8 protein-coding genes are annotated in these 11,083 nt (G+C 75.8%); 5 read left to right on the top strand and 3 right to left on the bottom strand.

The genetic code is table 11. The annotated features are described in order from the left end of the window. Positions 1–356: 356 nt before the first annotated feature. The 4 genes from ACRYMY_RS01025 to ACRYMY_RS01010 all read left to right on the top strand — a co-directional run bounded on the left by ACRYMY_RS01025 (position 357) and on the right by ACRYMY_RS01010 (position 8,212). Positions 357–1,712: a 6-phospho-beta-glucosidase gene (locus tag ACRYMY_RS01025; RefSeq protein WP_432545408.1), complete on the top strand. Its 1,356-nt coding sequence runs from the start codon at positions 357–359 to the stop codon at positions 1,710–1,712. 69 nt (positions 1,713–1,781) lie between these two features. Continuing rightward, complete coding sequence (locus ACRYMY_RS01020) at positions 1,782–4,016, top strand: putative bifunctional diguanylate cyclase/phosphodiesterase (protein WP_432545407.1); 2,235 nt, start codon at positions 1,782–1,784, stop codon at positions 4,014–4,016. Positions 4,017–4,097: 81 nt separating this feature from the next. After that, the gene (locus ACRYMY_RS01015; RefSeq protein ID WP_432545406.1) at positions 4,098–5,033 is read left to right on the top strand and encodes a hypothetical protein; all 936 of its coding nucleotides are present in this window, start codon (positions 4,098–4,100) and stop codon (positions 5,031–5,033) included. 146 nt (positions 5,034–5,179) lie between these two features. Further along, a complete protein-coding gene (locus tag ACRYMY_RS01010; RefSeq protein ID WP_432545405.1) occupies positions 5,180–8,212 on the top strand; it encodes a bifunctional diguanylate cyclase/phosphodiesterase in 3,033 nt (1,010 codons plus the stop codon). Between the two features lie 275 nt (positions 8,213–8,487). On the opposite strand, the gene ACRYMY_RS01005 is transcribed toward ACRYMY_RS01010, so the two are convergent. The 3 genes from ACRYMY_RS01005 to ACRYMY_RS00995 are packed head-to-tail and all read right to left on the bottom strand — an operon-like array spanning position 8,488 to position 10,073. After that, positions 8,488–8,751, bottom strand: a complete 264-nt coding sequence (locus tag ACRYMY_RS01005) for a hypothetical protein (RefSeq protein WP_432545404.1) — start codon at positions 8,749–8,751, stop codon at positions 8,488–8,490. A gap of 2 nt (positions 8,752–8,753) precedes the next feature. Continuing rightward, positions 8,754–9,188 carry a DUF2382 domain-containing protein gene (locus ACRYMY_RS01000; RefSeq protein WP_432545403.1) on the bottom strand — a complete coding sequence of 145 codons (435 nt, stop codon included), beginning with the start codon at positions 9,186–9,188 and terminating at the stop codon, positions 8,754–8,756. After that, positions 9,189–10,073: a DUF2382 domain-containing protein gene (locus ACRYMY_RS00995; protein ID WP_432545402.1), complete on the bottom strand. Its 885-nt coding sequence runs from the start codon at positions 10,071–10,073 to the stop codon at positions 9,189–9,191. It abuts the gene before it with no gap. 227 nt (positions 10,074–10,300) lie between these two features. On the opposite strand from ACRYMY_RS00995, the gene ACRYMY_RS00990 reads away from it, so the two are divergent. Further along, positions 10,301–10,996: a hypothetical protein gene (locus ACRYMY_RS00990; RefSeq protein WP_432545401.1), complete on the top strand. Its 696-nt coding sequence runs from the start codon at positions 10,301–10,303 to the stop codon at positions 10,994–10,996. Positions 10,997–11,083: the final 87 nt, after the last annotated feature.

The following is an 11,083-nucleotide window of genomic DNA, read 5'->3' as shown; positions in this document are numbered from 1 at the left end:
GGTCAGGGGCTGATCCGGGGAGCGTGAGAGCGTGCTCGTCGCGGTGAGTGACGGGGAGGGTGTGGGGCGTGGGGCTGAGCGTGCTGGTGGGGTGAGGACTGGACTCCTTCCGTGATCATGCACAGCGCAGGTCGCGGTCACAGCGAGGTCGTGGTCAGCGCCGTGCATGATCACGTCAGGAGCCGGCCCCCACAGTCCTCACGGCGCCGCGCACCACTTCCTCCACCGCCAGCTACGCGGTCACCACAGCGCTGCGCGCCCACCGGCAGCCGGGCCGCGAGCGCCGCAGCGCTCCCCAGGACCGCCTCGCCACCCCGCCGTAGGCTCCGGGTCGTGCAGCGACCGGGAGGCACCGCGTGAAGCTGGCCGTCCTCGGCGGGGGCGGGTTCCGCACCCCGTTCGTCTGGCAGGCCCTCCTGCGCGACGACGGCGACCCGCGCGTCGACCACGTCGTCCTCCACGACACCGACCCCGCCCGCCTGGCCGGGATGCGCACCGTCCTCGACCAGCTCGCCCGCGGCTTCGCCCGCCCGCCCGCGCTGGAGACCACCACCGACCTCGACACCGCCCTGCGCGGCGCCGACGTCGTCTTCTCCGCGGTCCGCGTCGGCGGGCTCGCCGGCCGCGTCGCCGACGAGCGCGTCGCCCTCGACCTCGGCGTCCTCGGGCAGGAGACCACCGGGCCCGGGGGGCTGGCCTACGCGCTGCGCACCGTGCCCGTCGCCGTCGACGTCGCCCACCGCGTGCGCGAGCTCGCCCCCCGCGCGCTCGTCCTCAACTTCACCAACCCCGCCGGCCTCGTCACCGAGGCCATGCAGGCCGTCCTCGGCGAGCGCGTCGTCGGCATCTGCGACACCCCCTCCGGCCTCGGCCGCCGCGTCGCCCGCCTCCTCGGCCACGACCCCGACGCCGTCGAGCTCGACTACGTGGGCCTGAACCACCTCGGCTGGCTGCGCCGCGTCCTCGTCGACGGCCGCGACGTCCTGCCCGGCCTCCTCGACGACGACGCCCTCCTGCCCCGCCTGGAGGAGACCGCCCTCTTCGGCGCCGACTGGCTGCGCACCCTGCGCTGCGTCCCGAACGAGTACCTCTACTACTGGTACCGCGGCGCCGAGGCCGTCCGGAAGCTGCGCGAGGCCCCCCGCACCCGCGGCGAGGACCTCCTCGCCACCCAGCGCGACTTCTTCACCGCCCTGCCCGCCGCCGGCGAGCGCGCAGCCGACCTGTGGCGCGCCGCGGCCCTCGCCCGGCACGCCACGTACATGGCCGAGGCCAAGGACGGGCACGCCGCCGAGGGGCACGACGGCCCGCCCGAGACCGACCCCGACCAGCAGGGGTACGCCGGGGTCGCCCTCGCGGCTGTCGCCGCCGTCGCGCGCGACGAACCCGCCCGCGCCGTCCTGAACGTCCGCAACGGCGGCACGGTCGCCGCGCTGCCCGAGGACGCCGTCGTCGAGGTCCCCGTCGTCCTCGACGCCCGCGGCGCCACCCCCGTCGCCGTCTCGCCGCCCGACCTGCACCAGCTCGGCCTCATGGCGCAGGTCAAGGCCGTCGAGCGCCTGACCATCGAGGCCGCCCTCACCGGCGAGCGCGAGACGGCCGTGCAGGCCTTCGCCACCCACCCCCTCGTGCGGGACCTCGCCACCGCGCGCGCCCTCGTCGACGGCTACGTCGAGCGGATCCCCGAGGTCGCCGCCGTCCTGCGGCGCTGACCCCCCGCCGGACCCCCCGGCCGGGTGACACCGGTCAAGCCGTCGCCCCGGCGAACCGATGACCGCACCATGGCCGCCACTCCCCCACCGCTGCCCGCGCCCGCGGGCCCCGCGGCGGCCTCACCCCTCTACCTGGCGCTCGCCGCGCTGCTCACCGTCCTCGCCCTCGCCCACGACGGGCACGTCGAGGTGGTCCTCGTCGCCAGCGGCGTCGCCGCCCTCCTCACCACCGCCGCCGCCCTAGCCTGGTTGCAGCCGGGCGCCAACTCCCGCGCCTACGGCGCCGCCGGCGCCGCCTGGGGCACCGCCGTCGCCCTCGCCGGCACCTGGCCGCACGCCGAGGTCGCCGGTCTGTCCCTCGCGCACCTCCTCGTCGCCGCCGGCACCCTCGGCCCGCTCCTCGTCGTCCTGCGGCTGCTGCGCGATGCCCGCGCCGGCTCCGACGACCCGCCGCTGCTCGTCGACGCCCTCATGCTCGCCACCGCCCTCGCCACCGTCGGCTGGGACGCCTTCACCCGCAGCGGCCACCACGGCGGCACCGGCTGGACCACCTCCACCGTCCTCACCCTCACCGTCACCGCCCTGCTCGCCGGCTCCGCCACCGCCCTCGCCGTCGAGCACCCCCGCCTGCGCACCGCCGCCGTCGGCCTCAGCCTCCTCGGGGTCGGCACCGCCCTCACCGCGATCTGCTTCCACCACGAGCGCGCCACCGCCCACGTCGCCGTCGTCGTCGCCCTCGCCGGCGGCACCGCCGGACTGCTCCTGCTGCCGCGGTCCGGGATCGTCCAGCACGGCGGGCAGGCCGCGGCCCGCGCCGCCCGCCGCCTCGAGACCGCATCCCTCGTGCCCGGGCCGATCCTGCTCGTCGACCTCGTCCTGCTCGTGCTGTCGCCCCGCAGCGACCCGGTCCTGTTCGCCCTCTACATCAGCGTCCTCGTCGCCTACACCGTGCGGCACGCCGCGACCGCGCGCGCCGTCGACCGCAGCTACCGCGCCCTGCGCGAGCGGGCCCTGCGCGACGAGCTGACCGGCCTCGGCAACCGCACCGCCCTGCAGGACGCCCTCACCCAGCCCGACCGCGAGCAGACCCTCGTCCTGCTCGAGCTCGACGGCCTCGACGACGTCAACGACGTCCTCGGCGTGCGCTCCGGCGACGCCGTCGTCCGCGCCGCCGCCGAGAACCTCACCCGCGTCCTGACCGGCCCCGGCGGCACCGCCTACCGCACCGGCCGCGACGAGGTCGCCGTCGTCCTGCCCGGCGACACCGCCACCGCGCTGCGGCACGTCCCCGAGCTCGCCGCCGCCGTCGCCGACGCCCCCGCCGCCGTCGACGGCGCCTCCCGCTTCCCCCTCCTGGCCACCGCCGGCGTCGCCGCCTGCCCCCTGGACTCGGTCGAGGACCCCATGGCGCCGCTCGTGCGCGCCGACATCGCCCTGCGCGACGCCCGCCGCCTCGGACCCGGCGGCGTGTCCGTGTACTCCGGCGACGTCGCCGCCGCCCACGCCCGCCGCAGCCTCCTGCGCGAACGCCTCACCGGCGCCGTCCGCGACGGCCTCATCGCCGTCCACTACCAGCCCGTCGTCTCCTTCACCACGGGCCGCGTCGCCAAGTTCGAGGCCCTCGCCCGCTGGGACGACCCCGTCCTCGGCCGCGTCTCCCCCGCCGAGTTCGTGGCCGTCGCCGAGGAGTCCAACCTCGTCGTCGCCCTCGGCGAGCACGTCCTGCGCACCGCCGTGCGCGACGCCGCCGCCCTCGGCGTCCTCGCCGCCGGCGTCGGCCTCACCGTCAACGTCTCCGTCGTGCAGCTGCAGTCGCCCGGGTTCACCGACGTCGTGCGCGACATCCTCGCCGCCCACGACGTCGACCCCGCCCTGCTCACCCTGGAGCTCACCGAGTCCGTGTTCCTCGACACCGACTCCCCCGCCGAGCGCGTCGTCACCGAGCTCGCCCAGCTCGGCTGCCGCATCGCCATCGACGACTTCGGCACCGGCTACTCCGCCTTCGGCTACCTCGGGCGCCTGCCCGTGCACGTGCTGAAGATCGACCGCTCCCTCACCCGCTCCGTCACCGAGGACGTCACCGGCCAGTCCGTGCTCACCTGCGTCGTCGACCTCGCCAACCGCCTCGGCCTGGAGACCGTCGTCGAGGGCGTGGAGACCCCCGAGCAGGCCGCCGTGTGCCGGTACGTCTCCGCCCCCCTCGGCCAGGGCTGGCTGTACGCGCCGGCCGTGCCGCTGACCGACGTGCCCGCGCAGCTCGCCCGCGTCCACCCCGTGCCGGAGAGCGTGCAACCGGTGGCGTGAGGGGCTGTGGACGACGGAGCTCGTCCACAGACGGCCGTCCACCCGCGGTCGGAGCACGGGCGGACGGCTGACGCTGCACCCGTGACCGCTCGCAGCACCGCTGACTGGGCGGCCCGCGGTGTCGGCCGCGCCCGCCTGCGCGGGAGTGCCTACCGCTCGCCGCACCGCGGCGTCCACGCCGACGCCGGCCCGGAGGACGACCGCACCCGTGTCCTGGACGCCGCCGTCCTGCTGCCCGCGGGCGGGGCGGTCGGCGGGTGGGCGGCAGCGCTGCTGCTGGGCGCCGGGTGGCCGGACGGGCGCGACGTCGCCGGCGCCACCCGTCCCGTGCCCCTCGTCGTCCCCCGCCGCAGCCGGCCCCGTCCCCGCGACGGCGTCCGGCACCACCGCAGCGACCTGACCGACGAGGAGGTCGTGCTGGTCGCGGGCGTCCCCGTGACCGCACCCGCGAGGACGGCGTTCGACCTGTTGCGCTGGGGTGCGGAACCCCGCGAGGCGGTGGCCGACGTCGACGGCCTCCTGGCCGCGGGACTCACCGGCCTCGTCGACGTCGTCGAGGCGACCAGCACCCGCCGCGGCTGGCCGGGCTCCGTGCGCGCCGGGTCGCTGCTGCCCCACCTCAGCGACCGCAGCCGCTCACCGCAGGAGACGCGCCTCCGGCTGGTCTGGACCCTCGACGCCCGGCTGCCGCCCCCGCTGGTCAACTGCACCGTCCTCGGGCACGACGGCCGCAGCCGCGGGACGCCCGACCTGCTCGACACCGGGGCCGCCTTCGCCGCGGAGTTCGACGGCCGCTACCACCTCGACGGACGCACAGCGCCGACCGACCGGGTCCGCGAGGAAGGGCTCACCGCGACCGGTCTCACGGTCGCGAGGTTCTACGGCGCCGACCTGACCGTCCACCGCCGCCGGACCGTCCACCGGTTGCAGCAGGGGCGGTCGCGCGGCCTCGCCCGCGAGCGCAGCGCCGACTCCTGGCACGTGCGCCTGCCTGACGGCTCGTTGTGGTGGCCGTGAGCAGGCGTCGCGCACCAGGATCTGACGCTCACCGGTGCGGAACGCTCCACCGACGGCCTCCTCCGCGCCCACCCGCCACCCCCCGTCCGCGGGTCAAGCCCGCACCCGCAGACGCCGATACCTCCTGAGCACCAGGAGGGAGGGGCATGCACGCGCTCACGTCGCTGCGGCGCCGTGCCGCCGCACCCGCGGCCGTCACGCTGCTGCTCGCGCTGACCTACGCCCTCGCCGTCGTCGCCGGCCGCGCCACCCGCCCCGAACCGGGCGCCCTGGCGCTGCTGTGGCCCGCCAGCGGCGTCGCGCTGCTGTGGCTGCTGCACGTGCGCGCCTCCCGGCGCCGCCTCGCCGTCGCCACCGCCCTGCTGTTCGGCCTCACCGGCCTGATCAACGACGCCACCGGACTGCCCGCGCTCGCCGCGTGGAACGTCGCCGCCGCCACCACCGTGCAGGCGCACGTCGTGCTGCGCGTGCTGCGCCGCCTCGCCCCCCACGGGCTGCGCCTGCGGCGGGCGCGCGCCCTGTGGGTGCTGCTGCTCGCCGCCGCCGTCGGGTCCGCGGTCGGCGCCGTCCTCGCCGCGCCCGGCAACGCCCTCCTCCTCGGCCGCGAGGCCGACGACCTGGCCCTGCAGTGGTTCGCCCGGCACACCTCCGGGACCACGATCGTCGCCGGGATCGCCCTCGCCCTCGACCGGCGCCGCGCCGGCGGACCCTCCGCCGCGCGCTGGTACGAGTACGTCGGCGTCCTCGCCACCGCCACCGCCGGGTTCCACGTCCTGTTCAACGTCCTGCACAAGGACTCGCTGACCTTCGTCGTCGTGCCCGTCGCCGTGTGGCTCGGCATGCGCACCAGCGTGCGCGTGGCGGCCTGGACGATGAGCGGCGTCTCGTGCTTCCACCTGCTCATGGCCCGCGCCGGCGCGGGGCCCTTCGGCGCGCTGCCCCTCGTCGAGCGGGCCGTCGCCGTGCAGCTGTTCCTGCTCGTCGTCACCGTCCTCGCGCTCGTCCTCGCGCTGCACCACGACGAGCGCCGCCAGCTCGTCGCCGGCCTGCGGCGCGCCAGCGGCGTCGCCGAGGAGCAGATGCTGCTGCTGTCCACCGTCTTCGACCGCGCCCGCGACGCCCTCACCGTGTGCTCGGCCGACGGCACCGTCCTCATGCACAACAGCGCCGCGCAGCACCTCCTCGGCGACGTCCCGGCCGACGCGCGCACCGCGGTGTGGACCCGGTTCACGCGCCTCGAACGCCCCGACGGCACCCCCTACACGCGAGAGGACCGGCCCCTGGCGCGGGCCCTCGCCGGCGAGCACGTCGACCACGTCGACGTCCACGGCGTGCGCCCCGACGGCGAGCGCGTCGTCCTCGACGTCACCGTGCACCCCCTGCCGCCCGCGCCCGGGGCGGCCTGGTCGCGCGGCGCCCTCATGTCCGCGCGCGACGTCACCGCCGAGCGCGCCGCCCACCGCGCTGTGCGCGAGTCGCGCGACCTGTTCGCCGGCGTCCTCGACGCCGCCACCGAGGTCGCCATCGTCGTCTGCCACGTCGACGGCCGGATCATGCTGTTCAACGGCGGCGCCCAGCGCCTGCTCGGGTACACCGCCGAGGAGGTCCTCGGCCGCACCCCCCTGCTCTGGTACGACACCGACGAGGTCGCCGCGCGCGCCGACGAACTGGGCATCGACCCCGGTTTCGACGTGTTCACCGCCGTCCCCCGCCGCGAGGGTTCCGAGACGCGGCAGTGGACGCACGTCACCAAGGACGGCCGGCGCCTGCAGGTGTCGCTGTCCGTCAGCCTGCTGCGCGACGGCGCCGGGGAGGTCATCGGCGCCATCGGCGTCGCCACCGACGTCACCGCCCGCCTGCAGGCCGAGGCCGCCCTCGTGCACCGCGCCCACCACGACGCCCTCACCGGCTTGCCCAACCGGGTCCTGCTGCACGACCGGCTCACCACCGCGCTGCGCGGGGCCCGCGAGGGCGCGTCCGTCGGGTTGATGGCCGTCGACCTCGACGGGTTCAAGCACGTCAACGACTCCGCCGGGCACGCCGCCGGCGACGACCTCCTGCAGGCCGTCGCCGACCGGCTGTCCCTGTGCGTGCGCGGCGACGACACCGTCGCCCGGCTCGGCGGCGACGAGTTCGCCGTGCTGTGCCCCAGCGCCTCCCGCGACGACCTGCGCGGGGTCGCCCAGCGCGTCCTGGCCGCCCTGCAGGCCCCCTTCACGCTGGACGCCGGCACGTTCCACGTCGGCGCCAGCATCGGCTGGTCCGTCGCCGGCGCCGACGGCCCCGCCGTCGAGGAACTGCTCCAGCAGGCCGACGAGGCCATGTACGCCGCCAAGCGCGACGGCAAGAACCGCGCCTACGGCTACGACGTGCGCGACCGCGCCCGCGCCGAGCGCGCCGCCGTCCTCCTGCCGCAGCTGGCCGACGCCCTGCGCCGGGGGGAGTTCCGCCTGCACGGGCAGCCCGTCGTCGACCTGGGCAGCGGGGCCGTCGTCGCCGTGGAGACCCTGCTGCGCTGGCAGCACCCCGAGCGCGGGCTCCTCGCACCGGGTGAGTTCCTCGACGTGCTGGAGTCCAGCCCGTTCATGCCCGCCGTCGGTCGCCACGTCCTGCACGAGTCGTGCCGGATGGCCGCCGGGTGGTCCACGGAGCTCGGTGCCGACGCCCCCGCCGTCCACGTCAACGTCTCCGCCCGCCAGCTGGAGGCCGGCACGTTCCTGTCCGAGGTGCGCGGCGCCCTGGACCGGTTCTCCCTCGACCCGCACCTGCTCGTCGTCGAGCTCACCGAGACCCACGCCGCGCACATCACCGAGTCCTTGCGCGGGGACCTGGAGGACCTGCGCCGCCTCGGGGTGCGCGTCGCCATCGACGACCTCGGCACCGGGTACTCGGGGCTGGCGCGGCTGACGGAACTGCCCGTGGACGTGCTGAAGATCGATCTGCAGTTCGTGCGGGGGATGCTCACCGACCCCAGCTGCGACGCCGTCGTGCGCGCCGTGCTGAGCATCGGGCAGGCGCTCGGCACGACCGTCGTCGCCGAGGGCGTGGAGACGCCGGAGCAGGCGGAGCGGCTGCGCTCCTACGGCGCCGACACCGGCCAGGGCTGGTTGTTCGGCCGCCCCGTCCCCGAAGCCGACCTTCTCGCCGCCCTCACGGCCCAGCCCGCCGCCACCGCCTGACCCCTCCTCGCCCGCCGTGATCTCGCAGGGTTTCCCAGCAAGATCGCGGCGCGGGAGGAGGGGCGGGGGTGCGAGCCACCCAGGACTTCGCAGTGATCGTGCGTGGACGAAGGGTCAACCATGCATGATCACGGCGAGGGCGGAGGGGTGGCGGCGGTGCTGCCGAGAACTCGCACAGCTCGGGAACCGCCAGGTGCGACAACTCCCGGGAACGACGAACCCCGCCGCGGTCCCGCAGGGAAACCCTGCAGGACCGCGACGGGGTGGGGTTCGGCTCAGAGGCCGAGCTTGCCCTTCAGGCCGCTGACGGCGCCGCCCAGGCCGCCGCCGGAACCACCCTGACCACCGGAACCGCCCGAGCCGCCGGTGAAGGCGGACAGCAGCTCCTGCGGGCTGACGCCCAGCTTGCTCAGCAGGTCGCCGTGCTGCTCGGTGTCGACCTGGCCCGGCAGCTCCTGGTCGGCCTGCTGGGTGCGCTGGTCACCGCCGCCGAACTTGTCGGCCAGCAGCTTCAGCACGAACTCCTTGGGGATCTGCACCTCTACTCCTCTCGTCGCGTCTCCGGCGCGTCGACGTGGGTCCGCTCGCGGCGGACGACGGCCTCGACCGTCTCCTCGCCGGCGACCTCCACGACGCGCACCCTGACCCGCTCGACGGGCTCGACCCGCACCGAGACCACGGGGACCTCCTCGTGCAGCACGAGCTCCAGCTCGCGCGGCCCCGCGTCCCCGCCGTCCACGCCGTCGCCGAGCTCGGCGACGGGTTCGTGCGACAGGACGAGCTGCTCGACGCGGACCGGCACCTGCACGGTGCGGACCTCCTCGACCACGCGCTTGACGATCCGCACGCGCTCACGGGGGACGCGGCGGGTCGAGGTGACCAGCCGCTCCTCCGACAGGACGACCTCGACCTGCTGGTCCCAGACGCGGGGGGTGCCGGTCCCCCCCGCGGGGGGCACCGGCTCAGCGGTGCTCACTCAGCGCCGGTCGCGACCGGTGGTGGTCTCGGTGCCGGCGTCGAGGTCGATCTTCTCCTCGCGCACCTCGGCCTCGACCGTCTCCTGGCCCTCGACCGTCTCGGTGCCCAGCCGCACGCGCTCCACCGGCTTCGTCTCCTTCGAGACGACGGGGCGCTCCTCGTGCAGCGTGACCTCGTGCTCCTCCTCGGTCAGGTCGCCACCCGACAGGGCCGCGCCGCGGTTCGCCTCGGTGATCGGCTCGCGCTCGACGCGGACCTCCTCGTGGGCGACCGGCACGGTGCGGGTCTCGTGCTCGCTGACGATGTGCTTGCGCAGACGGGCGCGGCCCGCCTCGCGCCGCTCGGTGCCGACGCGCAGCTCCTCCTTGGAGCGCGTCATCGCGTCGTCGGTGTTCGGGCCCGAGGTGTCGTGGCCCTCACCGCGGGTCCCGCCCGTGGCCGCCGTGCCCGCGGCACCCGCCATCCCGGCCGCACCGGTGGTGCGGTCGCGGTCGGTGACGTCGCGGTCCGTCGTGGTGCGGTCCGTGACGTCGTGGTCCGTCGTGGTGCGGCCGGTGGTGCTCGAGTCGTAGGCGATGCCGTAGTACTCGTACAGGCCCTGCTCGTCCGCCTCGCTCAGGTGGGCGCCCGGGTCGTGGTTCGGGGCGTCCTTCACCTTGCTCTTGTCGAACGGCACGGTGATCGTGCCGTCGGACATCGAGGCCCGGTCCAGCGGGATCAGCGAGACGTTGGAACCGAACAGACCCGTCTTCACGGAGACCCACTCGGGGTCACCGGTGCGGTCGTCCAGGTAGACCTCGTCCACCTTGCCGATCTTGTCGCCGTCCTGGCCCGTGACGGTGGCGCCATACAGGTCGTCGATCGACGTCATACCCGAGATCATGTGTTCGTGTCCTCTCGTCGAACTGCTCGTTCGTCGCGTGCAAGCTCTTGAGTACCCACGCTCGGCGAGCTCAACCACGGATCCCGGAAGTTGTTGCGGGGAGGTCACGGACCCGCTGCGGCACAGCCCTCCTGACGACGTCACGGCGGGCGCGCCGGGTCGCACGTCACTACCGTCGTCGGTGCACCAGCCGCCCCCCGCGGCCCGCGATCCCCCAGGAGGACACCATGTCGACCCCCGCAGGCCACAGCGGCCGCGACGAACCCGGTCGCGGCCCCTCGCGGTCGGACCGCCCCGCGCAGCAGACGGCGAACGACCGCCTGAGCGTGGAGCGCACCGGAAACGATCGACACAGCGTTGTCGAGCGTGAACGCAACGCGTTCGGCGGCATCAAGCCCGGTTCGGCGTTCTTCGGCTGGCTCACCGCCACCGGCATGGTCGTGCTGCTCACCGCCCTCATCGCCGCCACCGGCACCGCCGTCGGCCTGTCCAACACGCAGGGCGGCGTCCAGGGCGCCGTCGACGCCGCCGCCCAGCAGGCCGGAGCCGACGCCGGCACCATCGGCGTCATCGGCGCGATCGCCGTCCTCGTCGTCCTGCTCGTCGCCTACTTCTGCGGCGGGTACGTCGCCGGCCGCATGGCCCGCTTCGACGGCGCCAAGCAGGGCGTGGCCGTCTGGCTGTGGGCCGTCGTCATCGCCGTCGTCGTCGCGGTCCTCGCGGCCGTCGCCGGCAGCCAGTACGACGTCCTCGGCCAGGTCAACGCCTTCCCCCGGATCCCCGTCGACTCCGGGCAGCTGACCACCGGCGCGGTCCTGTCCGTGGTCGCCGCCGCCGTCGTCAGCCTCGTCGGCGCCGTCCTCGGCGGCGTCGCCGGCATGCGCTACCACCGCAAGGTCGACCGCGCCGGCCTCGGCCGCTGACCCCTCCCCTCCCTCCGGGGGGGGGGGCGGGGGGGGGGGGGGGCGGGGGGGGGGGGGGGGGGGGGGGGGGGGGGGGGGGGGGGGGTG

This window comes from Kineococcus haloalkalitolerans (assembly GCF_050871905.1).
Taxonomy (GTDB): Bacteria; Actinomycetota; Actinomycetes; order Actinomycetales; family Kineococcaceae; genus Kineococcus.
This window is presented reverse-complemented; position numbering and strand designations above follow the sequence as displayed.

Coding starts and splice junctions, on each gene's coding strand:
- ACRYMY_RS01020 (WP_432545407.1), top strand. CDS start 1,782: ATGGCCGCCACTCCCCCACCGCTGCCCGCGCCCGCGGGCCCCGCGGCG.
- ACRYMY_RS00995 (WP_432545402.1), bottom strand. CDS start 10,073: ATGATCTCGGGTATGACGTCGATCGACGACCTGTATGGCGCCACCGTC.
- ACRYMY_RS00990 (WP_432545401.1), top strand. CDS start 10,301: ATGTCGACCCCCGCAGGCCACAGCGGCCGCGACGAACCCGGTCGCGGC.
- ACRYMY_RS01010 (WP_432545405.1), top strand. CDS start 5,180: ATGCACGCGCTCACGTCGCTGCGGCGCCGTGCCGCCGCACCCGCGGCC.